Genomic DNA, 25,451 nt, shown 5'->3' with positions numbered 1-25,451 from the left:
TCAGTCTTCCTTCTTCTGAGCTTCGCCGCCATTCGTACGCTTCGCCAGCGAGGCTTTCAGCGCCTCGAGTTCGGCATCGACCTTGTCGGAGCTCCTGAGCTCCGCGATCTCCTCGTCCAGGCTCTTGGGCGGCCCGCCGAGGCCGAGCGCGTCCGCATGTCCCTCGGCGAGGTCGGCGCGGCGCTCGAGCACATCGAAGCGCGAGAAGGCCTCGTCGACCTTGGGGCCGGAATGAAGCTCGCGCAGCCGGGCTCGATTGTGGGCGCTCTCCATCCGGGTCATGATCGCGGTCTGGCGGGCGCGGGCCTCGCGCAGCTTGTTCTGGAGCTTGGCGATATCGGTCTCGGAAGCGCGAAGCGCGTCGTCGAGGACCTCGATCTCGGCGGTGAGCTCGACGGCCATGTCGCCGGCCTTCTGCTTCTCGAACAAGGCGGCCTTGGCGAGATCCTCGCGCCCCTTGGACAAGGCCAGCTCGGCTTTCTCCACCCAGCTTTCCTGAAGCCGCTCGAGCTTGGTGATCTGGCGCCGCAACTCCTTCTGGTCGGCGATGGTCCGGGCCGCGGAGGCGCGGACTTCGACCAGGGTCTCCTCCATCTCGAGGATGATCATCCGGATCATCTTGGCCGGGTCCTCGGCCTTGTCGAGCAAGTCGGTAACGTTGGCGGCAATGATATCGCGCGTCCGCGAAAAGATACCCATGGGGAAAAGCTCCTTGGCAGAAAGATAGGGCCGGGCCGGGCCGGACCGTGCGGATTCACGCGGCGCATTCATGCGCACCAGCGCTTCGCGATCAACCACGATCCTCACCGGCTTCGGCTCAGCCATGCGCCCTGACCCCGTCGTGGATCGAGGCGATGACCGTCCGGTCGACTGCGCCCGTTTGGGCAGGGCCGATCGCGGCGGCCACCGAAAGGGTCGAAAGGACGAGCGCGCCGACCGTGGCGAGGGCGACGCGGGAGAGGCGATCGAAAAGGGTCATGTCCGGTCTCCTGAACCTGGGTCTTCGTCTCGTCCCGCCGACCATCGGCGGTGACTCCCTTTCTTAAGCAGGGTACGTGCCAAGTGCGGAAAATGGCGGAAAAGCGCGAAAAAATCTTCTTCCGACCTCCCCTGAACCGATAAGCTCTTGCCAAGAGGTGGCGAATTACGCCAAAAAGTGGCGATGGAACGTCACGTCCAGCTGATCGGCCAATCCTCCTCCTTCCTCGACGCCGTCGAGCGGGCGAGCCGCGCCGCGCCGCTCGATCGGCCGGTGCTGGTGATCGGCGAGCGCGGGACGGGCAAGGAGCTGATCGCGGAGCGACTCCACCATCTTTCCTCCCGATGGGATGGTCCGCTCATTATCATGAATTGCGCCGCCTTGCCCGAGACGCTGATCGAAGCCGAGCTGTTCGGCCACGAAGCCGGCGCCTTCACCGGCGCCACCAAGGCGCGGCCGGGCCGGTTCGAGGAGGCCAATGGCGGCACCTTGTTCCTCGACGAGCTGGCGACGCTGTCGAGCCCGGCCCAGGACCGGCTGCTGCGCGCGATCGAATATGGCGACGTGACTCGGATCGGATCGAGCAGGCCGGTGCGGGTGGACGTGCGAGTCGTCGCCGCGACCAATGAGCATCTGCCACGGCTGGTCGAGCAGGGCCGGTTCCGAGCCGACCTGCTCGATCGCCTGTCGTTCGAGGTCGTCACCTTGCCGCCGCTGCGGCACCGGCAGAGCGACATTCCGGTCCTCGCCGAATTCTTCGCGCGGCGGATGGCGGTCGAGCTCGGCTGGGAAGGCTGGCCCGGCTTCAGCGAGGACGCGATGGCACGGCTCCAGGCCTACGCCTGGCCCGGCAATGTCCGCGAGCTGAAGAACGTCATCGAGCGCGCAGTCTATCGCTGGGAGGGCCGGGACGGGCCGATCGGCGAGATCCAGTTCGATCCGTTCGAAGCGCCCTGGGGTCCGCTCGAGCCGCGGCCCGTGGCGAACGAGAATCGCGCCTTGCCGGGCGGCGGCGCCGTCGAGTCGGAGGAACCCACGACCGTGGTGGAGCAGGCCGCGAAGGCGATGGAAGCGGCGTCCCATGCCTTCGATCCGGGCAGTTGCGCCGACTTCCGCCTGGCGGTCGCCGAATATGAGAAGGCGATCCTCGCCGCCGCCCTCGAGAAATGCCGCTGGAACCAGCGGCAGGCGGCCACGGCGCTCAGCCTGACCTACGATCAGCTGCGGCACGCGCTGCGGCGGCACCAGATCCAGGGCTAGGGGTTCGGGTTCAGCCGTCCAGCGCCAGCCGGATCGCGCGCCAGACCGGGAAGTCCTGCGCTACCGCCTCCTCGGGATCCAGGTTCGGGGCGGGAAGGAGCGGCGGCTGAGCGATGATTCGCGGCCGCGTTCCGAAATGCGGCTGGGCGGCGTGCACCAGGAAAGGATGGCAGAGATAAACCGTTCCCGCCTCGCCGACGGCGAGCGCGACGGCGCGATCGGCCGAGCTGGCGAAGTCGTCGGCGGCGAGTTCCCCCAAAGTCCGTCCCGCCGCGCCATGAGGCGCCAGGTCGCGGGCGACGTCCCGATGGGATCCCACCCGCAGCCGCGTCGGTGCATCCGCCTCGCCGACGTCGGTGAGCAGGAACAGCATCAGCAGAGTTCGGCCCTGCGAGTGGATATTCAGCCGCCAGGACAGGAAATCGGGATTCTCGAAGCCGAAGCTCGGGTCGACATGCCAGCCGGTATCGCCGGGTTCGTCGGGGGAGGGGAATCGGATCGGGAAGGTGCCGAGGCCGCCTTGCCGCTGCCAATTGCCCGCCCCGACGAGCTGGTCGAACGCTTCCAGAAGGATCGGCGCGTTGGCGGCTTCGCGGAAGACCGGCTCGGCCTGGTGGCCGAGGCGCACGACCGGTCCGGGCCAGGTCGCGGGATCGTCGGGATCGCAACCGGCCTCGCGCCAAAGGATGTCGCAGGCGGTGGCGGCCATATCGCGCGAGAAGGCGCCGTCGATCCGGACGAACCCGCGATGAACGAACTGGTCGATTTCGCCGGCCGAGAGCCGGGGGGTGTCGGATTGGGCCATGGTGCAGGTCGGATGGCGCGAACCGGCCGCCGCGTCGCGGGCTAGGGCAGGCGCGCGCCGGTGAGGAGGGCGAGATTGCGCGCGAGAGCGCGCTTCGGCAGCGCCGCCGAGACGCGCGCGATCAGGCCTGGATCGACTCCAGCACCGATCCTGCCGAGGGCTGCGGCTCCGGCACGTCGTGGCCGGCGAAGGGATGAACCGCGAAGAACAGCAAGGCACCCGCGGCGAAGCCCTGCAGGGTCAGCATGATCGGGTTCTTCAGCGTCTTGCGAACGTTCATCTTTCCTCTCCGGCGGCCTGTCCTGCCGCGTTGCCAGGCCCTGCATATAGGGCACAAGAGCCTGACTTTCATCGACAATTCGGTTTCGGCCGGGTGTCGATCGTGTCAATCGTGCCTGCCATGGGACGGGCCGAGCCGCACGGCGCGAGCTAGTCCACGGTCTGATCCGCGACCTCCTACGGCTTCGGCCTGGCGGGGAAACCGGCTTCGCGACGAAGCCGCCGCGCGGCGCGACGAAGCCGACGGCCTGCCGATCGCCGTCGGAGGCCGCGGAGGTTGACGTCGGGCGCGGACGCCTTCACCGGAAGATGCCATCGAGATCAGCGCGGCGGCCGAAAAGAAAGGACTGAGCAGGCGTGGACTTCATCGACTCGATGATGGTGAAGATCGCGCTGATCGGTTTGCTGGGAATCGGCGCCCAATGGATCGCCTGGCGGACCGGTCGACCGGCGATCGCGCTGATGATGCTCGCCGGACTCGTTGCCGGCCCGGTCACGGGCGTGATCGTTCCGGAGCGGGACTTCGGGCCACTGCTCGAGCCGATCATCAAGCTCGCGGTGGCCGTGATCCTGTTCGACGGCGGCCTCAGCCTCAACTTCCGAGACCTGCGCGCGTCGAAGGCCGGCCGCGCCGTGCTCGGGCTCGTCGTCGTCGGCGTCCCCGTCGGCTGGGCCTTGGGTACCGCCGCCGCTTATTATGGCGGAGGACTGCCGCTCGCGGTCGCCGCCTTGTTCGGCGGCATCATGGTCGTGACCGGTCCCACCGTGATCGGGCCGTTGCTGCGCAACCTCAATATCGGCCGGCGGCCGGCGCAGATCCTGCGCTGGGAAGGAATCGTCAACGATCCGATCGGCGCCCTTCTGGCCGTCTTCATCTTCGCGTGGATCACCTATGAGGGTACCGCGCGGAACGTTGCCGAGATCGCCGCCGAGGTGGCCATTGCGACGGGCATTGCCGCCGCGCTCGGCGTGGCGGTGGCGATGATGCTGACCTGGCTGTTCCGGCGCGGGCTGGTGCCTGAATATCTGAAGGCGCCGGTGCTGCTCGTCTCGGTCATTGCGAGCTTCGTCGCAGCCGATCTCATCTACCATGAGACCGGGCTGGTGACGGTGACGGTGATGGGCGTGGTCATCGCCAACAGCCGTCTTTACGAGTTCGAGAGCCTGCGCCGCTTCAAGGAAGATCTGGGCGTGCTGCTCGTCTCCGGCGTGTTCATCCTGCTGCCCGCGACCCTGGACTGGGTCACGTTGCGCGCCTTCGAGCTGCGCTTCCTCCTTTTCCTCGTCCTCCTCCTGTTCGTCGTCCGGCCGCTGACCGTGATGGCCAGCCTTCTTTTCTCGGGCGTGCCCTGGCGCGAGCGCGCCTTCGTCGCGTGGATCGGGCCGCGCGGCGTCGTCGCGGTCGCGATCAGCGGCCTGTTCGCGTTGCGGCTGGAGGAGCATGGGGTACCGGGCGCCGAGGCCTTGATCCCGCTCTCGTTCGGGGTCGTCGTGGCGACGATCGTCGCGCATGGTTTCACCGCCAATGCGTTCGCCCGCCGCCTGGGCATCGACCAGGGCGAGGGGCGGGGTCTGCTGCTGGTCGGGGCCAATCCCTGGACGATCGCCCTCGGCCGCTTCCTGGCGGAACTCGGAGTCGAGGTGACGGTGGCGGACGACAGCCGGCTGGCGCTGCGACCCGCCGTGCGCGAGGGTCTCGCCGTCTATCGCGGCGACATATTGAGCGAGGTCACGGACGATCTCGTCGATCTGTCGCGCTTCCAGCAGCTCGTCGCGGCGACGGGAAGCCCGGCGCGCAACGCCCTGATCTGCACCGATCTGGGTCCCGAAATGGGCTATCATGCGGTGGCGCAGATCGGCGTCGACGATGAGCGGCCGCCCCTCCACCATCGCGGCCGGGTGCTGCTCGAGGATCAGGCGTCGATCGAATCGCTGGTCGCCCGGCACGAAGCGGGCTGGCGCTTCCGGCGAACGGAGCTGACGGAACGCTTCACCTTCGGCGACAAGAAGGCGACGATGGAGGAGGGCAGCCTGCTCGTCGCGGTGCTGAAGCCTGACGGGCGACTGCTCTTCTTCGGCTCCGGCGCGAAACCGGCGGCCGAGACGAGTGACGTCCTGATCAGCTTCGCGCCGCCCGCGCGCTGACGGAGCGAGACGCGCGTCGACGCGTCAGGGACTGGCCAGGCCGGGATCGCTGCCGATCGTCCGATGGGCCTTGTCGAGGCACAGTCCGGCGATCATGAAATGTGCCCTCGCCGCGGCTTCGTGCCGGGCCCGCCGCGCCATCCGCAGCTCGGATTCCGCTCGCAGAAGGTAATAGGCCTTTTCCGTGAGCCGCGAGATATCGTTCATATTCCCCCTTTTCGATCCGACCCCCCATTCTTCCATAACCTGGATCAGGGGGCGACGCCGGTAAGCGACGATCGGGCTGCATGACGCGTCGGAACGCTTCCGGTTCCGCGCCCGACGTCGAACCGGCGGAGTCGCGCCGCCGCTCGTTTTCAGCGGACGCTGCGGATGGACCGAATCGCCTCGTTGCAGGCATCCGCGCAGCGGCGGCACGCCTCGGCGCAGACGCGGCAATGTTCCATCATCCCCGCATGATGCTCGCATTCGTCGCCGCAAAGACGACAGGCAAGGGCGCAGGCGGTCAGGAGCTGGACGAGCAATTCCTCGTTGCTGCCCGTCCGGCGCGTGGCGGCAGCGCCGGCGGCCGCGCAGATATCGCCGCAGTCGAGATTGAGACGGATGCATTGGCGCAGGTCGGCGACCCTCTCCTCGGCGAGACAGGCGTCGGCGCAGGCCGTGCAGGCCTGGGCGCAGGCATAGCATTCCTCGATGCATCGCAGCAGCGCATCGTTGGCGTCGCCCTTCACGTTGGGATGTGTCGAGAGCATCTCGCGAACTTGCATCTTGGAATCCCTTTTCGACGAACGGCCGGGCAGCGTCGCTCGCGCAGCGACGTCGGGCCAACGGGCGCGCGGCGCGCCGGTTCCGCGACATGCCTTGCGATCCCCAGCAGGCACCGTTAGACTCATGTTTATGCGGCATTTCCCCGCCTTCGAGCGTTTGCGACTGCATGAGGCCGGTACCTGGTTCACGTGCTGCCCTCGGGTGGATTCGCGCGGCTAGCGCAGGCACCCGGGGGGACACAGATCGGGCCGGGCTCGCCGGCATGGCAGGCGTCGCCGGATCGTCCGCCCCGGGAAGCGAGCTTCCGCGCCCACGTCGCCACATCCTTCCTCCGGGGGAGCAACGGAACGCCGACATGTCCGTAAACCTGATCGCCGAAAACACCCGCCTCGCACTCGCTCAGTCTCTCGCCATTCTCGAACGTCACCGCGATGGCGTCACCGCCTCGATGCAGAAACGGCTGGTGGCGATGGAGACCAGTGACGAGGCCTTCGGCCAGGGCGACATCACCGCGCTCGTTCTGGTCAGGCTGCTCCTCGGCGCCGCTGGGGATCTCGTTGAAGGCCGCGAGGTGGGCGATCTGCGCGAGGAAGCGGCCGAACATCGCCGCCTCGAGATCGATGGACGCCATTATTCGCGCTTCGGCCTCGCCCTCGGCGGCGTCCTACGCGAGACGCTCGGTCCGCGGCTCTCCCCGGCGATGGTTTCGGCATGGACCGACGCCTATTGGTTCGTCGTCCGCGAGCTGGCTCCCGTCGAGACGGGACCGGCACGGCTGAGCCGATTCGGCTGAAGGCAGGATCGGCGGCGCCTCAGATCCCGAAGACCTTGAGCGCGGCGTCGCCCAGGCCCTCGAGTCCGCGGCCCCACAAGCCGGCGCGGGCGCCCTCGCGCGGCATCTCCTCGTAGAGGCAGAAGCCGTCACCGTCTTCGAAGCTGTCGTTGAACAAGTCCTGGCGGCCCAGCAGATAGGCGCCGAACGCCTCGCTCCGGCGCACCGAATAGGCAAGTCCCGCGCTGAAGCCGATCGTCGCCGCCTGGTTGATCCCGCGCCCGCGTGCCGCGCGCTCGAGCCGGACTCCGCGCCTGCCTTGGACGATCAGGGTGCAGGGACCGTGGAAGACGATGTAGCGGAACTGCAGCGTCAGCCAGGCGGAGAGGTGGGCGAGACGCCAGTGTCGGGTGATCCGCACGGGACGTCCGATCGGCTGGAGCAGACCGCGCAGCGCGCGCGGTCGCAGCACCAGGGCGGAACCCGCCGCCATCTCGACAAGGGCGATCTCGGCCAGCGGATCGGCCGTCGCCGAGACCAGGACGGTTTCCGGCCGGCGCGAACGGATCCGGATCAGCCCGGCCATTCCGGCGGCGAGGCTGGTGAGCGGCATCGACGTCCGCAGCAGCCACTGGGTCGCCTTGGCCGCATCATGGGGCGTGCTCTGCACCGCCTCCGGGACGACGAGCAGCTCATCGGCCGGCGTGACCGGGACAGGCTGCGACACGGCCGGTGCCGCGCTGGCGGCGGCGATTTCGCCGCGATCGCCGGGCAATAGCCGGATCGGGCGGCGCCGCGCCGCCAACGGGGCGATGACGAAATAGAGGAAGGCCTTGACCAAGGGCGGCGCCAGCATCGCCGCGGCGAGGATGGCGAGCGCGGTCGGCAGCATCTCGACGATCGGCCGTCGGATCCAGATCAGCCAGTTCGCACGAAGGGCGCGCTCGGCTTGTTGCAGGCGCGCCGCCGTGGCCGCGCGCTCCGCCTCGAAGAGGGCGGCGGCATCCGCGGCGGCCGCACGGGCTGCGGTCATCGCGCCCAGACTACGGTCGATGGCGCGGATCTCGGCATGGGCGCGGCGATTCGCCGCCAGCGCCGACGCCATGTCCGCCCGCGCCTCGCGCAGCGCCTGATAATGATCGCAACCGATCCCCGGCCGCGCATTGCGGCAGACGAAGTTGCGCGGGCCGGCGAGCGGGCGCCGGTTGAGCGCGGCGGCACGGTCGCGCGCGGCGAGCCACTGGCGATGGCTGGCGGCGACGCGGCGGGCGGCATCCTGTCGCTGCGCCGCCAGGCTGGATCGGCGGCTGTCGCTGGCGCGGGCGGCGAGCAGGCTGTCGATATAGTTTCGCTCGCGCTCAAGGAGGGCGATTTCGGCGCCGGCGCGGGCATGGGCGAAAAGCGCGTCCGAATCGCCCTGCGTTGCGGCCAGGGCGAGGGCGCCGCCGCCGAGCCGCTCCTTCCGCACTTCGGCGAGCGCGGGATCGATGGCCGAGCGCCGCGCGCGCAGGGCCGCTGCGGGCGCTTCTGCGAGCCGCGCCGTCTCCAGCTCGATCTCTTGCGCCCTGGCCGCGGCATAGGTTTCGAAGCGGTCGCGGGCGTCGGCATGAGCGGCGCGCGCGGCAGGCAGGCTCTGCGCCGCCGTGCTCTGCGCGCGGACCCAGTTGCGTACCGGTTCCCACGCATAGCGTCCGGCAATCAGGATGATCAGGATCAGGATGAGCGCGAGCGCGTGTCTGGCGAGCCAGAGCAGGATCGTTCGGCCGAGTTGGATCAAGAGGAACGCGCCTTCGTCGGTTGCAGCTGCTCGGGTCGGACGAGCCGGGGAGGACAGAGTTCCGAAGCGGCCGGATGGGCAGGGAACTAGCGCACGATCCTCCAGGTCAAGTCGGCCCGGACCGTGTCCGGGGCGGGATTGCCTTCGGCGTCGCGCGCCGGCTCGAATCGCGCACGCTCCCGCATGATCTCGCAGGTGCGTGCGTCGAGCGCGCTGCTGCCGCTCGATCGGGTGACGACGCAGTAACTCACCTCTCCGCGCGACGAGACGTCGAGCTCGAAACTGACCCGCCCCTGTTCGTTGCGGGCGAGCGCCGTCCGAGGATAGTCATTATACCTCACATAGGAGGCGAGATTCGCCCTTGCGTGGGCGGCGACGGCGGGCGCCTCCGGCAATCGCCAGGCAATGGTCGCCGGCACGCTGTCCGGAACCGCGTGGCCTCCGGCATCGCGCGCCGGGGTGTAGCGAACGCGATCGCGAAACAATTGGCAGGTGCCATCGTCAAGGCCGGCGTCACCGCTCGAGCCGGTGATCCGGCAGTCGACGACGCGGCCTTCGGGAGAAATCGAGGCGACCAGCCTGACCGTGCCCTCCGCCCCCCGCCGCCTGGCTTCGGGCGGATATTCATCGGGAGAGATATAGTCGCCGAGGCTGGCGCGGGCGCGAACGGGCGGCCGATCGCCCGCAGGAGCGCTCTCGGCCCACGCTGCCGGGGCACCTGCCAGCAGCAGCGCGGGGAAGGCGATCCTGATCAACTCTGCCATCTGCCATCATTAATCGACGCATTCTCAGTTTGTCGATTGGGGCGACGCTGTCTTGCATGGGCGCCAAATACGCGGAAAAATGGGCCCCTAAGCTTCAAGTGGGGGCAATTCATGAAAGTCATGGTCATTTCACTCGGCGCGGTGCTCGCGCTCGCCGGTTGCAACTTTCTCAACGACGAAGCGAAAGTCGAGGACTCGATCCGCGAGAATCTCGCCTCGCGCGGTGAAGTCACTCAGGTCGATCTCGCGCAGCAGGAGGATGGCACCTTCGCCGGCTTCGCGGTGGTGCGGGACCGCGCCAGCGGCGCCGAGAGCCGGCTCAATTGCACGGCACGCCGCACCGAGGGGACGGAGATCAACTGGCAATGCGTTCCCACGGTCGATGATGCCGCGATCGCCAGCATCGAGAACAATATCCGGGAATTCTATCGCGGCCGCCAGATCGAGGTGGCCCAGATCGACCTCGAGCGCGCGGACGATGACGGCATGCGGGGAAGCGGCCGCATTCGCGACGCGAGCGGGGCCGAAGCGAGCGTGAATTGCACCGCCACGCGCGAGAATCCGCAAAGCACGGACTTCCGCTGGGAATGCAATCCCGCCGAAGAGGCCGCGAATGGCGCAGGCGGCGCCGCCGCCGCCGGCGGAAGTCCCGCTGCCGAGGGCGATCCGGCAGGCGGCGCCGGCCCCGGTGGCAAGCCTGGCGCCGACGAAGCCGTCGCGACTGCGGACGGAGGCGGCAAGGACTGAGGTCGCGGGGCGCATCCTCGACAAAGGGGCCGCCGCCCTGTTTCAGGGCAGCTGCGCCTTCGGGAATCCGCCCCAGGCCTGATCATAATCCCGCTGCAGCGCCTCGGTCTCGAGCGCGAAATTCGTCGGCCGGTAGGGCCAGCAGCTCTCGACCATGAAGGCCATCGTGCCTTCGATCTTGTGCGGCGCGAGCGTCGCCTCGCTGGCGCCGCGCCAGCTCGCGACGTCGGGGCCGTGTCCGGCCATGAGATTGTGGAGGCTGAGGCCGCCGGGGGCGAAGCCTTCCGCCTTGGCGTCATAGTCGCCGTAGATCAGCCCCATGCACTCGCTCATCACGTTGCGGTGGAACCAGGGCGGACGGAAGGTGTCCTCGGCGACCATCCAGCGCGGCGGGAAGACGACGAAATCGGCATTGGCCCGTCCCGGCACATCGCTCGGCGAGGTCAGGACGGTGAAGATGGACGGGTCGGGATGGTCGTAGCTGACCGAGCCGATCGCGTTGAACAGCCTGAGATCATATTTGAACGGCGCGAGATTGCCGTGCCAGGCGACCACGTCGAGCGGGCTGTGGTCGAGCTCGGTCACCCAGAGCGAGCCGAGCGATTTCTGGACGAGGGTGAAGCGGCCTTCGCGGTCCTCATAAGCGGCTTCGGGCGTCAGGAAATCGCGCGGGTTGGCGAGGCCGTTCGAGCCGATCGGACCGAGCTCGGGCAATCGGAACAGCGCGCCGTGATTCTCGGCGACATAGCCGCGCGCCGCCCCGTCGGGCAGCAGAACGCGAAACCGGACGCCGCGGGGAACGAGGGCGATCTCGCCCGGCTCCAGTTCGATCGCGCCGAGCTCCGTCCTGAGATCGAGCCGGCCTTCCTGCGGGATGATGAGGAGCTCGCCGTCGGCGTCGAAGAAATAACGGTCCTCCATGTCGCGCTCGGCGCGGTAGAGATGGACGGCGACACCCTCGAGATCGGCCGGGTCGCGATTGGCGACCATCGTCACCAGCGAGTCGACGAAATCCGCCGCGGCCTCGGGCATCGGCAGCGGGCTCCAGCGCAGCCGGTTCGGCGGCAGCGGATCCGGGCTGGTGCCCGGCGCGAACAGCCTTGCGCCCTCGTAACGGCGATACGGGGGATGCTCGGCCGAAGGGCGCAGCCGGTACAGCCATGAGCGCCGGTTCTCCGCGCGCGGCGCGGTGAAGGCCGTTCCGGAAAGCTGCTCCGCATAGAGGCCGAAAGGCGGCTTCTGGGGCGAGTTGCGTCCCTTCGGCAGGGCGCCTTCGGCGGCTTCGGTGGCGAAATGGCTGCCGAGGCCGGACATGTAGGTGCGGGTCATGGCCGTTTCTCTAGCCGCGGGCGAAGGGGCGGGGAAGGGCGGGCCGCCGCGGCTGCTCAGCGCTTCAGCCGGTAGCTCACGAACGCGATCGAACGTCCGTCCGGCGACCATGACGGCACATTGATCGTGCCCTGGCCGCCGAACAGCCGGGTGAGCACCCGTGGGCCCGCGCTGCCGTCGGCCGGCATGATCCTGAGGTCGACATCGCGATTGGGCGGATGGTCGCCGAGCTCGATGTCGAGGCCGAAGGAGATGAAGACGATCCAGCGGCCGTCCGGCGACAGATGCGGGAACCAGTCGCGATAATCGGGATCGGTGGTGACCTGCACGGGACCGCTGCCGTCGATGCCCATGCGCCAGATCTGCATCGCGCCGGACCGGGTCGAATTGAAATAGAGGAAGCGGCCGTCGGGCGAATATTCGGGGCCGTCGTCGACGCCGGGGGACGTCGTCAGCCGCCGTTCCGGACCGCCGGCGAGGTCGCGGACGTAGATCTCGAAATCCCCGTCGGTCTCCGGGCGGGTCGCGGCATAAGCGATGGTGCGGCCGTCGGGCGACCAGGCATGCCAGTAGGAGGGATGGGTCGGGTGGCCGACCACCAGCTGGGGCCGGTCGGACCCGGCCAGCGGCAGGATGTGGATGCGAGAGACATTGTCGGGTTCGGACTGGTCGGAGATGATCAGCCTCGTCCCGTCCGGCGAAAGCCCATGATCGTTGTTGTTGCGCCGGTTCGGCCCGGTATCGATCGGCTCGGACGTACCTCCGGCCACCGGAATCCGATAGATGAGGCCGTCTCTGTTGTAGATGAGCGAGCGGCCGTCGCGAGTCCAGTTGGGCGCCTCGATCTTTCCGTCGAAATGGCGGACGACGCGGCGGGTCTGCGCGCCGTCCACCTCCATCACCTCGAGGCTGCTCTCGACCGCGGCGGGGTACCCGGTGTCGGGGATATATGCGAGACGGGGGACCGTCAGCGAGACTTCGGAGAAGAGCGCGGTTTCGGTGCGGCGATCGTCGTGGGCGGAGACGGCAAGGCCGACCAGATAGGGGGCGCGCAAGGCGATGCGGTAATTCCCGCCGGCATGGCGGAAGACCCCGTCCTCGCCGGCGACCGAGAAGAAGACGTAATCGCCCTCGCGTTCGAGCCGCACGCCGCGCACTCCGGTGACGTCGGAGACGATCTGGCGGGTCGGTCCATCCTGCGTCTCGCGATATTGCAGGGCGACGAGGCCGTCGCCATGGACCATGACGTCGGCATAAGGCGAGCCCGGCGTCGGATTCTGGCGGATCATCAGACCGGCCTTGCGGTGCGGATCGCCGCCGTGCCCGACGAAGGCGATGCTCGCGGCGGCGTGGAGATCGCCGGATCGCCGGGTCCAGACAAAATGGAAGGCGTCCTCGCCGCCCCAGATATTGGCACCGGCGCCGGTGACCCGGTAGCTGCCGGAGACGGCATCATGGAGGACGCCGCCGGGCAAGGACACGGCGCCGATATCGCGATGGTCCTCGAACAGGACGATCGGCTCGGCGGCGGCGGCGCCCGTGAGCGCGAAGAGCCAGCCCAGGCAAGCGAACAGGATCCGCATCGGCGCCCCCTCCCGGCCGGGTCGGCGGCCGCCGCCCAGCTCATGCGGGAGTCATGTTACCGCTCACATGGCGAAAAGGCGAGGGGGCGCCATGCTGTTCCCCGTTCCAGGAGGATGAGAGGGCTTGTGACGCCCCCCTCAAACCACCTTGGCCGGCTCCAGCTTCGGCACCAGCAGGTGGATGACGAGCAAAGCCAGCAGATAGGTCGATCCGGCGACGATGAACATCGGCATGTAGCTGCCGGTCGAATCGAGCACCCACCCGGTGAACTTGGCCATGAACATGCCGCCGACGGCGCCCAGCGTGCCGCCGATGCCGATGATCGCTCCGACCGCCTTGCGCGGGAAGAGATCGGAGGGAAGGGTGTAGAGATTGGCCGAGAAGCCCTGGTGAGCGGCGGTGGCGAGGCCGATGAGGAGGACGGCGCCCCACAGGCTGTCGATGCCCGGCGCCAGGATCACCGGCGGGACCATCAGCGCGCAGACCAGCATCGCGGTCTTGCGGCCGGCATTGGCGCTCCAGCCGCGCTTCATCAGCGCCGAGGAGAGCCAACCGCCGAACACGCTGCCGACGTCGGAGATGATGTAGATGGCGACCAGCGGCGGCCCGAAGGTCATCAGGTTGAGGCCGTGCTCGGTCTGAAAGAAGCTGGGCAACCAGAACAGGAAGAACCACCAGATCGGATCGATCATGAACTTGCCGACCGCATAGGCCCAGGTCTGGCGGTGGCGCAGCAGCGACAACCATGGCACCTTTCCGGGCGGGTCGGCCGGATCGCTCTCGATCCAGGCGAGCTCGGCAACGGACAGGTTCTTCTTCTCGCGCGGCCGACGATAGACGGTCCACCAGATCGCCACCCAGACGAAGACGATGGCACCGGTGAACAGGAACGCCGCGCGCCAGCCGAAGGCGAGGACGAGGATCGGCGCGATCAGCGGCGTCAGGATCGCGCCGATATTGGCGCCGGCGTTGAAAATTCCGATCGCGAGCGCCCGCTCGCGGGCCGGAAACCACTCCGACACCGCCTTCACGCCGGCCGGGAAATTGCCCGATTCGCCGAGGCCGAGCGCGAATCGCGCGATCATGAAGTCGAGCGCGCCGCGCGCGCCGGCGTGCGCCATCGCGGCGATGCCCCAGATCACGGCGGCGAGCGAATAGCCGAAGCGCGCGCCGAGCCGGTCCATCAAATGGCCGAAAATGAAATAGCCGATCGCGTAGGCGGCCTGGAAGGAGAAGACGATGTTGGCGTAGGTGGTCTCGCTCCACCCATATTCGGCCTGCAGCGTCGGCTTGAGGACGCTGATCATCTGCCGGTCGATGTAGTTGATCGTGGTGGCGAAGAAGAGCAGCGCGCAGATCCCCCAGCGGACCCTGCCGACGCTCCACCCTCCCGAAGTCGCGCTTGCGCCTTCGCTGCTGCTCGAAGCCATTCTGTTCCTCCCGCGACGCCTCTGGCGGATGTCTGCGCCGGTTGTAGGGGAAACCGGTGTCATGTACAACGCCCTCGCCGTAACCGGAGGGAGAAAGGCTGTGGAAAAGACTGCGATTGCTGCGTTGCTCGGGATAGCCGCCATGATCGGGGGCTGCGCGTCCGAAGCGCAGGATCAGGCCGACGCGCCGGCCTCCAATCGGGTGGAGACTTCAGGCAAGTCCGACGTCCCGCTCGCCGAGGTGCCGGCCGAGGTCCTCGCCGCGGCGCAGGCGGCGCAGGCCGGCTTCGTCCCCGCCGAGGCGGAACGCGAGACTCGCGAAGGCCGGCTCTATTACGACGTCGAGGGCCGCCTCGCGGACGGGTCCGAAATCGAGTTCGACATCATGCAGGACGGCGCCGCGTGGCGCGTCGTGGAGACCCAGCGCGACATCGCCTTCGCCGCTGCGCCGTCGCCGGTGCGCGAGGCGGCGAGCGCGCATGTGCCGGGTCTGGAGCCGACGCGGGTGATCGAGAGCGTCCAGCCCGACGGGGTCGTCATCTATGAGATCTACGCTCCCGACGGCGCCGATCCCCAGGGCCGCAAGGTGGAGGTGCGCTGGAACGGCCGCGAAGCGGATCTGCTGACGCAGGAATGGGCGCACTGATCTCGTCCCGGCTCCCGGGAACCCGCCCCGAGGAACCTTCGGCGATGGTCCGCGCGGGGAGGGAAGGGGGCGGCCAGCGGCCGTTCGTGGACGCGGGCCTATTCGCCGCGGGCGGCGGCCAGCTTGCAGCTCACCGAATAGCCCTCGTCGAAGTGCGCCTCGACACGCTGGCCGGGCCGGGCGTCGTGGACGCCGGTGACGGCGCCGGACGAGATCCACTGGCCGGGCTGGAGCGCGATCCCGCGACGCGCCATCAGCTCGAGCAGGAAGCGGGCGGCGCCTATCGCTCCGTCGGGAAAGGCGCGGGCGCGGCCACGGCCGGCCTCGCGGCCGTCGATCAGGGTGACGACCTCCCAATCCTCGAAGCCGCTGTCCCGCCACCGGGCGATCGCCGGGCCGACGAGGATTCCGTTATTGTTGCCGAAGTCGGAGATCACCGAAGTCGGTCCGAGCGCGTTGATCGACGGCAAGGGCGAGCTCGCAATTTCGATCCCGACATGGACCGCATCGATATGGTCAGCCGCCTCGTCCAGGGTGAAGCGCGTCTTCCCCGCGCTCGGCGCGTGGCCGATGCGGAGCAGGAACTCGGATTCGGCGGCCGCGAAGCCGCCCTCGAAGACCGGCATCTCCGGATCGTCTTCGACGGCGCCCGTTTGTCGGAAGATCGGTCCGGCGAGGCGGTCGGCGCCGAATCGCTCGGCTTCCGGCAGGTGGATGCGTCCTACCTTCCAGCCGATCACCGGACGCGCCCAGCCGGCGATCGCCGCGTCCTGGATCGCATAGGCGCCGTCGAGCGAGTCGGGCAGCTGGCCGGGATAGCCGGTGAGCGGAGAAGCGCGCCGGCGGGCATCGAGGAACCGCCGCGCGATGACGCTCGTCTCGTCGTGCGTCTCGTTCACGAACGGCGCTCCCGCGACAGGACAGGATCGAATCTAGTAACCGGTGTCATTCCTAATCCCCGCAAGCAACCGGATCCGTCCGGCCCGCGTGTCGGTCGCGCGATTCCGGTCTCTCCGCCGCAGGGCTTGTGATATTCGGAAACCGGTGTCAATCCATGCTCGTCGCCACGCCATTGTCGCCGACGCGCTTTTGCTGGCGAGCGCTGCGCAAGCGAGCTAAGCCGATGGGGTGGGAGAGACACCGGTGGCGGACAAGGATCAGGGGGCATCGGCGCGGGCGGCCAAGCCCACCATCAACGACGTCGCCCGGCTCGCGGGGGTCTCGAAGAAGACGGTGAGCCGGGTGATCAATCGCTCGCCTTTGCTCAACGACGAGACCCGCGAGCGGGTCGAGGCGGTCATCCGCCAGCTCGGCTATGTCCCGAACCCGCAGGCGCGGGCGCTCGCGCTCGGTCGCAACTTTCTCGTCGGCCTCATCCACGACAATCCCAATGCGCAGATGGTCCTGAACGTCCAGCACGGCATCCTGGAGGCGCTCGCCGGCACCGATTTCGAGATGGTCGTGCGTCCGGTCGACCGGAACAGCTCGATGCTGCTCGACGACGTGCGCGCGTTTCTGGAGCGCCAGCGGCTGTTCGGGGTGGTTCTGCTCCCGCCCATCTCCGAGAATGACGCGCTGGCGCGGCTCTGCGACGAGGTCGGCTGCCGCTATGTCCGCATGGGCTCCGCGCAGCTCGATTCGAGCGAGCATATGGTCGCCTCGAACGACCGCGAGGCGGTGCGCGAGGCCACGGCCTATCTCATCCAGAGCGGGCACAGGCTGATCGGCCTGATCGAGGGGCCGGACGGCTTCCGGTCGGCACGGGAGCGCCGGCTGGGATTCGAGGATGCGATCAAGGCGGCCGGTCTCAAGCTGGCGAGGAGCCTGATCGCCGGCGGCAACTACACCTTCGAAACCGGGGTCACCGCCGCCAACCGCCTGCTCGACCTGTCGCCGCGCCCGACCGCGATCTTCGCGAGCAACGACGAGATGGCGGCCGGGATCGTCTTCGCGGCGCGCGAGCGCGGCATCTCGGTACCGGACGATCTCTCGGTGATCGGCTTCGACGACACGCCGATCGCCGCTCATATCTGGCCGCCTCTGACGACGGTGCGCTGGCCGATCGTGTCGATGGCGCGCTCCGCGGCGCGCAAGCTGGTCGGCGACGTCGTCCTGCCCGGCGACGATTCCCAGCCGAGCATGCTGCCGTCGATGCTGGTCAAGCGTGGGTCGGTCGCGCCGCCGAAGCCGGAGGTGGCGTAGGAGGGAAGGCGGCCGAGACCGGCTCGTTCCTCAGGCTTGCCTACGGTGTTGACACCGGTTACCAGAGTGACAGTCCCGGCGCGCCGCGAGCGCCGCCGCTTCAAGCCAGAGGAGATGCCGATGTTCGAGAGGACCTATTACGCCACCCATCCCGACATGATGGAGTGCGTCTCGAACGAGGAGCTTCGCGACCGCTATCTGATCCAGAACCTGTTCCGCGAGGGCGAGGTCGTGCTCAGCTACACCCATGCCGACCGCTTCGTCATAGGCGGCGTCCAGGTCGGCGCCGGTGCCGTGCGGCTTCCGGACCAGACCGAACCGGCCTCGGCCGCCGGCCACCCGTTCCTCGAGCGGCGCGAGCTCGCCATCGTCAATGTCGGCAAGACATCCGGGACGGTCACCGTCGACGGCGAGACCTTCTCGCTGGACAACAAGGATTGCCTCTACGTCACGATGGGGGCGAAGGACGTGACCTTCGCCGGCCAGGGTGCGCGCTTCTACCTCGCCTCCTGCCCGGCGCATAAGACCTTCCAGACCCGCAAGCTGTCGATCGCCGAGGCCAATGCGCTCGAGCGCGGCAGTCTCGAGGAATCGAACCAGCGCACCATCTACCAGCTCGTCATCCCCGGCGTCTGCGACAGCGCGCAGCTCGTCATGGGCCTGACCGTGCTCAAGCCCGGCAGCGTCTGGAACACGATGCCGCCGCACATCCACGAGCGGCGCTCGGAGATCTATTTCTATTTCGAGCTCGACGGCGACAATGACCGGGTCATGCACTTCATGGGCGAAGGCGAGGCGATGCGGCACATCGTCGTCGCCAACGAGGAAGCGGTGATCAGCCCGGTCTGGTCGATTCACATGGGCGCGGGGACCAAATCCTATGCCTTCATCTGGGCGATGGCCGGCGAGAACCAGGACTATACGGACATGAACGTCCTCGACATCTGCCAGCTGCAATGAGCATGAACCCGTTCGATCTGTCCGGCCGGGTCGCGATCGTCACCGGCGCCAATACCGGCATCGGCCAGGGGCTCGCGCTCGCCCTCGCCGAAGCCGGCGCCGACGTCGCCCTCGCCGGCCGCACCCCGGCCGAGGACACCGCGGAGCGGGTGCGCGGCCTCGGGCGCCGCGCCCTGGTCGTCCCCGCCGATTTCGCGACGACCGCTCCGGTGCAGGCGGTGGTCGACCGCACGATCGGCGAGCTCGGCGGCCTCGACATCCTCGTCAACAATGCCGGCATCATCCGCCGCGCCGATGCGCTCGATTTCACCGAGGAGGATTGGGATTCGGTGATCGACACCAACCTCAAATCGCTCTTCTTCCTCTGCCAGGCCGCCGGCCGGCATATGGCGAAGCAGGGCCGCGGCAAGATCATCAACATCGCCTCGATGCTGAGCTTTCAGGGCGGCATCAGGGTGCCGAGCTATACCGCCTCGAAGAGCGGCGTCGCCGGGCTGACCCGGTTGCTCGCCAACGAGTGGGCGGCCAAGGGGATCAACGTCAACGCGATCGCCCCGGGCTACATCGCCACCAACAACACGGCGGCGCTGCAGGCGGACGAGACCCGTAACCGGCAGATCCTGGAGCGGATCCCGGCCGGCCGCTGGGGCGCCCCAGCCGATCTCGGCGGGGCCGCGGTCTTCCTCGCTTCCTCGGCTTCGGACTACGTCCAGGGCCATATCCTCGCGGTGGACGGCGGCTGGCTGGCGCGGTGAGGATGGACGCGCGGGCAAGCGCCGCTAAGCTCGCCGCGACGCACCTTCGGACCTGAAGGGCGCGGGCATTGCCGCGAGCAGGGGAGGAACATCTGGGCGATCATCGGGCACCACCCTCCGGCCACGTCGCCTGCTTCGGCGAGCTGCTGCTCCGCCTGAGCGCGCCGGGGCGCGAGCTGCTGCTGCAGAGCGGACGCCTCGACGTCCATGTCGGCGGCGCCGAGGCCAATGTCGCGATCGGCCTGGCGCGGCTCGGCCACCGAACGGCGATGATCGGCCGCGTGCCGGACAATCCGCTCGGGGAGGCGGCGGCGGGCTTCCTGCGCCGCCATGGAGTCGACGCATCGCGCGTCGCGACGGCGCCCGGCCGGATGGGCCTCTATTTCCTGTCGACGGGAGCAGGTCTGCGCGCCTCGGCCATCACCTATGACCGCGAGGGAAGCAGCTTCGCGCTTGCCGGGCCGGACGATTTCGACTGGACCGCGCTGCTGGAAGGCGCCGACCGGCTGCACCTTTCCGGTATCACGCCGGCGCTCGGGCCGCGCTCGGCCGCTGTGGCCGAGGCCGCCGCCGAGGCGGCGGCGGCGCGCGCTATTCCCCTTTCCTTCGACGGAAACTACCGCGCCAATTTGTGGGAGCGCTGGGACGGCGATCCACCCTCGATTCTGCGCCGGCTGGTCGAGAAAGCGGACATATTGTTCGGCAATCACCGAGACGTGGCCCTGCTCCTCGGGCGCAGCCTGGAGGGCGAGGGCGAGGCGCGCCGCCGCGCCGCCGCCGAGGCCGCTTTCGCCGCCTTTCCGAAGCTCGAGCTGATCGCCTCGACCGCCCGTCATCTCGTCGATGCCGACACGCACCGCCTCTCCGGCAGGATCGATACGCGCGATGGGGCGGTGCAGACGGAGGAAGTCACAATTCCCGGCATCGTCGACCGGATCGGCGCCGGCGATGCCTTCGCCGCCGGCGTGCTCCACGGCCTGCGTCTCGGTCGCGGCATCGACTGGGCGGCGCGCGCCGGACTGGCACTCGCCTGCCTCAAGCATAGCCTGCCGGGCGATGCGAGCCTGTTCGGAACCGGGGAGGTGGACGCCTTCATGGCCGGCCAGCTCGACGTGCGTCGCTAAGCGGCCGGCGGCGGGAGGGACGCGGTGCAGGGTGATGACGAGCGTGCGGCGCGGATGACGTCGATCAGCCGGCGGGCGATGCTGGCCGGGAGCGCGGCGGTCGCTGCCTTTCCCGCCGCGGCGCGGGCGCGGCGCGAGGTGCCGGTCGAGTCTCCGGCGGGCCGCTTCGCCGGGATCCGCGAGCAGGGGATCCGCCGCTTCCTGGGCATACGCTACGGACGGGCGCGGCGGTTCGAGGCGCCCGCGGCCGAGCCAGCGGCGCGCGAGGTCGTCGACGCCGCCGCTTTCGGCCCGGCCTGCCCGCAGCGGGGCGACCGCTACCAGCCGCAGGACGAAGATTGCCTGACGCTCAACATCTGGTCCCCGGAGGCGGATGCGCGCGCTCGCCGGCCGGTCATGGTCTATTTCCATGGCGGCGCCTATTCGGCCGGAAGCGTCGCCGATCCGCTCAATGACGGCCGCCATCTCGCTGCGCGCGGCGACGTCGTCGTGGTGACGGTGAATCATCGCCTGAACGCCTTCGGCTATCTCTATCTCGCGCGGCTCGATCCGCGCTTTCCCGACAGCGGCAATGCCGGCCAGCTCGACCTGGTGCTCGCCCTGCGCTGGATCCGCGACAATATCGCGGATTTCGGAGGCGATCCTGGGCGGGTGATGGTGTTCGGCCAGTCGGGCGGGGGCGCCAAGATCGCGACCTTGATGGGCATGCCTGCCGCGGCGGGCCTCTTTCACCGCGCCGCGACCATGAGCGGACAGCAGGTCACCGCCTCGGGGCCGCTCAACGCCACCGCCCGGACCAGCGCCTACATGGCCGCGCTCGGCGCCCGTAGCGCCGACGAGCTGCTGGCGATGCCGACGCCGGCTTTGGTCGAGGGGCTTTCCGCTACCGATCCGATCCTCGGCGGCGGCGTCTATTTCGGCCCGGTGCTCGACATGAAATGGCTGGCTCGCCATCCCTTCTGGCCCGACGCCCCACCGCAGTCGAACCCGATCCCGATGATGCTCGGCAATACGCGCGACGAGACGAGGGGCTTCTTTGGCCCTGACCATCCCCGCATCGTCGGCCTCGACTGGAGCAACCTCGCCGAGCGGATGGCGCCGGAGCTGCGCGTCGACGCGCATCCTGAGTGGGTGGTGGCGGAATATCGCAAGCTGTTCCCGGGATTTTCGGCGGAAGAGGTCTTCTTCGCGGCGACCACCGCCGGCCGCAGCTGGCGCGGCCAGGTCGAGGAAGCCGACGCCCGCGCCCGCGCGGGCGCGCCGACCTGGGTCTACCAGCTCGATTTCCCGTCGCCGATCGAACCTTGGCGCGGGGCGCCGCACACGCTCGACATCCCGCTCGTGTTCGGCACGCTCGACGCAGCGGGTTCGATCGCCGGCACCGGCGCCGACTCGCGTCGGCTGAGCGCGGCGATGATGGACGCGTTCATCGCCCTGGCGCGGAACGGGGACCCGAATCACGCCGATTTGCCCGACTGGCCGGTCCATCGCGTTCCCGAGCGTCAGACGATGGTCTTCGACCGCCGCCTTCGGGTCGAGAACGATCCGCGCCGGGTGCAGAGGGAGCTGTTCGCACGGGTGCCCTACGTCCAGCCGGGAACCTGATCGCCTTGCCGGACGATCTCTGCCCAACTTCACCGTCAACTTACCGGACAGAGCAGATCGAATGCAGTCAGACGTTATCGTCTGACTACTCGAAAATTGCGGCAAACCAATAACCTGGAGCGGCCGTCCCGAGGCTATCGGAACGCAGCCGGCTCTGGTCTCTTCGACGCTGAAGGACGGCGCGACAGGAGACCGGGCACGACGGTCGCGGCCGCAGCCGCCGGCTTGCTCCTGTTGCCGGGAAGCCACGCTCCCAGCCTCCGCCCCGAGCCGGCGAACCATGCGCTTGACAGTCGCGCCGGCTCGGCTCAAAACCCGATGACACCGGTTACTTCAATGAGCGCCGGCGATAAAGGACTGCGGCCGAACGCAGCGCAGGGAGAGGAAGACTGGGGCCCCGAGCCCTGCTCGACGCTTCTCTTCTGCGTCTACGCGGCAAGGCCCGCCTTCTTTCGCCCCTCGGCAAGACACCGGTGTCATGAGCGGGGCGCGAGGTCGCGCTGACGGAAGGGGATAGACATGGCTTCGATTCAGGAATTCGCGCCGGCCGGGCAGAGGCTCCTTCGCATGATGGGTGCGGCGTCGGCGCTGGCGATCGCGACCTTCTCCTTTTCGGCCCATGCGCAGGAAACGGGCCAGGCGGATCCGCAGATCGGCGCGGGGGATACCCAGCAGGTCGACAGCGGCGCGCCGGCCGAGGACGAGATCGTCGTCACCGGCTTTCGCCAGTCGCTGAACCAGGCACTCGAGCTCAAGCGCCAATCCGTGTCGGCGGTCGACGCGATCGTCGCCGAGGACATCGCCCAGTTTCCCGACCAGAACCTCGCCGAGTCGCTGCAGCGCATCCCCGGAATCTCGATTCAGCGCGACGGCGGCGAGGGCCGGGCGATCACCGTCCGTGGCCTCGGCTCGCAATTCACCCGCGTCCGTGTGAACGGGATGGAGACGATCGCCACGTCCAGCGACGGCGCTTCGGCCAACCGAGACCGCGCTTTCGACTTCAACGTCTTCGCCTCGGAGCTGTTCACCTCGCTGGTCGTCCACAAGACCGCCGAGGCTTCGCTCGACGAGGGTTCGCTCGGCGCCGTCGTCGATCTCAATACCGGCAATCCTCTGGGGGGTCGGGCGGGGCTGTCGCTGGTCGCCTCGGCACAGGCCTCCTACAATGATCTCAGCGACACGGTCGGGCCGCGCCTCGCCGGCCTGCTCGGCTGGCGCAACGATGCCGGCACCTTCGGCGTCTCGGTCTCGGCCGCCTACCAGAACACCGAGACGCTCGAGCTCGGCAACAACACCGTCCGATGGGCACAGGCCCGCTTCGACTCCGTTGCCGGCACGCCCTGCTGGACCAATTCGGCGGAAGACCTCACGCCGCGACAGAATAGCGGCGGCCGCTATCTCCCGAGCGCGGTCTGCGACCAGGCGGCGCTCGCTTTCCATCCGCGCATTCCGCGCTACGGTGAAGTCTCGCACGATCGCGAGCGGCTCGGCCTGACCGGCAGCGTCCAGTTCGAGCCGAGCGAGTCGACGCGCTTCTCGGTGGACGCCCTTTATTCCCGCTTCCGCGAGGATCGCCGCGAGAAATGGGGCGAGGTCCTGTTCCGCAGCAACGAGCGCTCGATCGATATCGTCGACTATGAGATCGACCCCGAGACCAACAATCTGGTGCGGGCGACGGTCAACGACGCCTGGGTTCGCACCGAGCATTATCTGCGCCGGTCGGAGACCGAATTCTACCAGATCGGCGGCAGCTGGGACCAGGATATCGGCGACACCTTCCGCTTCACCCTGATGGGGGGCTTCTCGCGATCGAGCGCCGACATTCCGGTCGAGACGACCTTGGTCTTCGACGACCGTGACGCACAGGGCTACAGCTACGATTACACCGATTCGCGCAGCCCGGTGCTGACCTTCGGCACCGACGTCACCAATCCGGCCAATTTCCAGCTGGCCGAGATTCGCGATCGCCCGTCCAACGTCACCAACAAGTTCCGCACGGCGCAGCTGCGCACCGAATGGGACGTGGCGGACGGGCTTCAGGTCCTCGCCGGTGCGGTCTACCGCCGCTACGACTTCGAGGCCGAGGCTTTCACCCGCGATACCGCCGTGTGCGGCAGCAGCGGCGGGCCCGACCTGGTTCTCGGCACGATCACCTGCACGCCGAGCAGCGTCTTCGGCCCCACCGCCGTCTATGGCTTCCCGGTCACCGGCGATCTCGCCGAGCTGTTCGAGCTCGGTAATGCCGGTCAGCCGAGCGGGACGACGACGAGTTGGCTGATCCCGAACCTGGAAGCGGGCACCGCCTTCACGGGCCTCTATGATCGCGAGGCCAGGCCGGACGCCGGCAACATCCGCAGCGTCACCGAGGAGGTGACCGGAGGCTATCTCCAGTTCAACGCCCGAGGCGAGCTCGGAACCCTTCGCTACGCCTTGAATGCCGGCATCCGCTACGTCCATACCGATCAAAGCTCGACCGGTCTGCTGAGCGGGGTCCAGGTCACCGTCGATCGTGGCTATGACGACTGGCTGCCGGCGGTGAATCTCGCTTTCTATCCAACCGAAGATCTCATCGTCCGCGCCGCCGTCGCCAAGGTCATGACCCGGCCTTCGCTCGGCAACCTTACCCCGGGCGGCTCGGCGGACGGCTTCAACTTCCGGATCACCAACGGCAATCCCTTCCTCCAGCCTTACCGAGCGACCAATTTCGACCTTGGCATCGAATGGTATTTCGCGCCGGAATCGGTCTTCTCGGTCGCCCTGTTCCGCAAGGAGGTCGCCAGCTTCCCGATTTCGATCACCCAGACGACGAGCTTCGATGCGACGGGACTGCCGGTGTCGGTGCTCGTTCCGTCCTCGCCCGGCGCGCTCGACGCGGATCTGCGCGCGGCGCCGATCTGGACCTTGTCGACCCAGGGCAATGGCGAGGGCGCAACCCTGAACGGCATCGAGGTGGCGTTGCAGGCGCCGTTCACCTTCCTGCCGGGCTTCCTGTCCAATTTCGGCGGCATCGTGAACGTCACCCTCGTCGACTCCGACGCCGATTATCAGGTCAGCGGCCCCGCGGTCGCCACTTGTGTCGGTGCGAATTGCGCCTTCGGACCGCTGGTGAGCGAAACTCGGACGTCCACATTGTTCGGCCTGTCGAAGCGCGCCTTCAATGCCACCCTTTATTATGAGGACGGCCCGTTCAGCGCCCGCGGCTCGATCAGCTATCGCAGCCGCTATGTCGATCAGAACAGCGGCACCGGAAACGTCTTCGAAGGCTTCAACTCGACAATCAATCTCGACGCCGTCCTGCGCTATGAGATCAACGACCATTTCGAGGTGTCGATCGAGGGCATCAATCTGACCGACGAGTATCGCGACCGTTTCGTCGATATCGACGCGAACCGGGCCTATGAGAACAACCATTTCGGCCGGACCTTCCTGTTCGGGGTCCGTTACCGCCTTTGACCGACGCGCATCCCCCCTTGGCCGGGCGTCGGATCGTACGCCCGGCCGTTTTTTTCAGGGACAGGGG

At 68.3% G+C, this 25,451-nt stretch carries 23 protein-coding genes; 11 read left to right on the top strand and 12 right to left on the bottom strand.

The window, feature by feature from the left end; genetic code table 11:
- Both pspA and DDE10_RS23325 read right to left on the bottom strand, forming a co-directional pair.
- The gene (gene pspA, locus DDE10_RS04100; protein ID WP_114951399.1) at positions 1–699 is read right to left on the bottom strand and encodes a phage shock protein PspA; all 699 of its coding nucleotides are present in this window, start codon (positions 697–699) and stop codon (positions 1–3) included.
- 118 nt (positions 700–817) lie between these two features.
- Complete coding sequence (locus DDE10_RS23325) at positions 818–979, bottom strand: hypothetical protein (RefSeq protein WP_162806275.1); 162 nt, start codon at positions 977–979, stop codon at positions 818–820.
- 183 nt (positions 980–1,162) lie between these two features.
- Between DDE10_RS23325 and pspF the strand changes: the two genes are divergently transcribed.
- The gene (gene pspF / locus DDE10_RS04095; protein ID WP_114951398.1) at positions 1,163–2,239 is read left to right on the top strand and encodes a phage shock protein operon transcriptional activator; all 1,077 of its coding nucleotides are present in this window, start codon (positions 1,163–1,165) and stop codon (positions 2,237–2,239) included.
- Between the two features lie 10 nt (positions 2,240–2,249).
- Here pspF and DDE10_RS04090 read toward each other — a convergent pair whose 3' ends face one another.
- Together DDE10_RS04090 and DDE10_RS23320 are read right to left on the bottom strand one after the other, a co-directional pair.
- Positions 2,250–3,044, bottom strand: coding sequence for a phytanoyl-CoA dioxygenase family protein (locus DDE10_RS04090; RefSeq protein WP_114951397.1), 795 nt, complete (start codon positions 3,042–3,044; stop codon positions 2,250–2,252).
- Between the two features lie 121 nt (positions 3,045–3,165).
- Positions 3,166–3,324 (bottom strand): hypothetical protein, encoded by a 159-nt coding sequence (locus DDE10_RS23320; protein WP_162806272.1) that lies wholly within the window; start codon positions 3,322–3,324, stop codon positions 3,166–3,168.
- A gap of 356 nt (positions 3,325–3,680) precedes the next feature.
- Between DDE10_RS23320 and DDE10_RS04085 the strand changes: the two genes are divergently transcribed.
- The gene (locus DDE10_RS04085; RefSeq protein WP_349356529.1) at positions 3,681–5,468 is read left to right on the top strand and encodes a cation:proton antiporter; all 1,788 of its coding nucleotides are present in this window, start codon (positions 3,681–3,683) and stop codon (positions 5,466–5,468) included.
- Between the two features lie 24 nt (positions 5,469–5,492).
- On the opposite strand, the gene DDE10_RS04080 is transcribed toward DDE10_RS04085, so the two are convergent.
- Together DDE10_RS04080 and DDE10_RS04075 are read right to left on the bottom strand one after the other, a co-directional pair.
- Positions 5,493–5,675 carry a hypothetical protein gene (locus tag DDE10_RS04080; protein ID WP_114951396.1) on the bottom strand — a complete coding sequence of 61 codons (183 nt, stop codon included), beginning with the start codon at positions 5,673–5,675 and terminating at the stop codon, positions 5,493–5,495.
- Positions 5,676–5,824: 149 nt separating this feature from the next.
- Positions 5,825–6,235, bottom strand: a complete 411-nt coding sequence (locus DDE10_RS04075) for a four-helix bundle copper-binding protein (RefSeq protein ID WP_114951395.1) — start codon at positions 6,233–6,235, stop codon at positions 5,825–5,827.
- Between the two features lie 356 nt (positions 6,236–6,591).
- Between DDE10_RS04075 and DDE10_RS04070 the strand changes: the two genes are divergently transcribed.
- A complete protein-coding gene (locus DDE10_RS04070; RefSeq protein ID WP_114951394.1) occupies positions 6,592–7,029 on the top strand; it encodes a globin domain-containing protein in 438 nt (145 codons plus the stop codon).
- 19 nt (positions 7,030–7,048) lie between these two features.
- Here the strand turns inward: DDE10_RS04070 and DDE10_RS04065 are convergent, their stop codons facing one another.
- Complete coding sequence (locus DDE10_RS04065) at positions 7,049–8,785, bottom strand: hypothetical protein (RefSeq protein ID WP_114951393.1); 1,737 nt, start codon at positions 8,783–8,785, stop codon at positions 7,049–7,051.
- A gap of 86 nt (positions 8,786–8,871) precedes the next feature.
- Entirely contained in the window at positions 8,872–9,549 is a 678-nt protein-coding gene (locus DDE10_RS04060) for an energy transducer TonB (RefSeq protein ID WP_114951392.1), read from the bottom strand.
- A 111-nt stretch (positions 9,550–9,660) separates the two neighbouring features.
- Between DDE10_RS04060 and DDE10_RS04055 the strand changes: the two genes are divergently transcribed.
- Positions 9,661–10,296 carry a hypothetical protein gene (locus DDE10_RS04055; protein ID WP_114951391.1) on the top strand — a complete coding sequence of 212 codons (636 nt, stop codon included), beginning with the start codon at positions 9,661–9,663 and terminating at the stop codon, positions 10,294–10,296.
- Positions 10,297–10,338: 42 nt separating this feature from the next.
- Here the strand turns inward: DDE10_RS04055 and hmgA are convergent, their stop codons facing one another.
- The 3 genes from hmgA to DDE10_RS04040 form a co-directional block, all read right to left on the bottom strand.
- Positions 10,339–11,625 (bottom strand): homogentisate 1,2-dioxygenase, encoded by a 1,287-nt coding sequence (gene hmgA, locus DDE10_RS04050; protein WP_114951390.1) that lies wholly within the window; start codon positions 11,623–11,625, stop codon positions 10,339–10,341.
- Positions 11,626–11,681: 56 nt separating this feature from the next.
- Complete coding sequence (locus DDE10_RS04045) at positions 11,682–13,208, bottom strand: TolB family protein (RefSeq protein WP_114951389.1); 1,527 nt, start codon at positions 13,206–13,208, stop codon at positions 11,682–11,684.
- Between the two features lie 138 nt (positions 13,209–13,346).
- Positions 13,347–14,639 (bottom strand): MFS transporter, encoded by a 1,293-nt coding sequence (locus DDE10_RS04040; RefSeq protein WP_114951388.1) that lies wholly within the window; start codon positions 14,637–14,639, stop codon positions 13,347–13,349.
- Between the two features lie 100 nt (positions 14,640–14,739).
- Between DDE10_RS04040 and DDE10_RS04035 the strand changes: the two genes are divergently transcribed.
- Positions 14,740–15,285, top strand: coding sequence for a PepSY-like domain-containing protein (locus DDE10_RS04035; protein WP_162806270.1), 546 nt, complete (start codon positions 14,740–14,742; stop codon positions 15,283–15,285).
- A gap of 98 nt (positions 15,286–15,383) precedes the next feature.
- Here DDE10_RS04035 and DDE10_RS04030 read toward each other — a convergent pair whose 3' ends face one another.
- Complete coding sequence (locus tag DDE10_RS04030) at positions 15,384–16,184, bottom strand: 2-keto-4-pentenoate hydratase (RefSeq protein ID WP_114951386.1); 801 nt, start codon at positions 16,182–16,184, stop codon at positions 15,384–15,386.
- A gap of 244 nt (positions 16,185–16,428) precedes the next feature.
- Between DDE10_RS04030 and DDE10_RS04025 the strand changes: the two genes are divergently transcribed.
- The 6 genes from DDE10_RS04025 (at position 16,429) to DDE10_RS04000 (ending at position 25,384) form a co-directional block, all read left to right on the top strand.
- The gene (locus DDE10_RS04025; protein ID WP_432653699.1) at positions 16,429–17,487 is read left to right on the top strand and encodes a LacI family DNA-binding transcriptional regulator; all 1,059 of its coding nucleotides are present in this window, start codon (positions 16,429–16,431) and stop codon (positions 17,485–17,487) included.
- A 120-nt stretch (positions 17,488–17,607) separates the two neighbouring features.
- Positions 17,608–18,447, top strand: coding sequence for a 5-dehydro-4-deoxy-D-glucuronate isomerase (gene kduI, locus DDE10_RS04020; RefSeq protein WP_114951384.1), 840 nt, complete (start codon positions 17,608–17,610; stop codon positions 18,445–18,447).
- Positions 18,448–18,449: 2 nt separating this feature from the next.
- Positions 18,450–19,202, top strand: a complete 753-nt coding sequence (kduD, locus tag DDE10_RS04015; protein ID WP_114951383.1) for a 2-dehydro-3-deoxy-D-gluconate 5-dehydrogenase KduD — start codon at positions 18,450–18,452, stop codon at positions 19,200–19,202.
- 92 nt (positions 19,203–19,294) lie between these two features.
- Complete coding sequence (locus DDE10_RS04010) at positions 19,295–20,326, top strand: sugar kinase (protein ID WP_114951729.1); 1,032 nt, start codon at positions 19,295–19,297, stop codon at positions 20,324–20,326.
- 54 nt (positions 20,327–20,380) lie between these two features.
- The gene (locus DDE10_RS04005) at positions 20,381–21,931 is read left to right on the top strand and encodes a carboxylesterase/lipase family protein (RefSeq protein ID WP_114951382.1); all 1,551 of its coding nucleotides are present in this window, start codon (positions 20,381–20,383) and stop codon (positions 21,929–21,931) included.
- A 519-nt stretch (positions 21,932–22,450) separates the two neighbouring features.
- Positions 22,451–25,384: a TonB-dependent receptor gene (locus tag DDE10_RS04000; protein WP_284734423.1), complete on the top strand. Its 2,934-nt coding sequence runs from the start codon at positions 22,451–22,453 to the stop codon at positions 25,382–25,384.
- The last annotated feature ends 67 nt before the right edge of the window (positions 25,385–25,451 follow it).

Origin of the sequence: Sphingosinicella terrae (assembly GCF_003347635.1) — a bacterium.
GTDB classification, from domain to species: Bacteria; Pseudomonadota; Alphaproteobacteria; order Sphingomonadales; family Sphingomonadaceae; genus Allosphingosinicella; species Allosphingosinicella terrae.
Note: the sequence above shows the minus strand (reverse complement) of the source record. Positions and strands in the feature narration are given on the sequence as shown.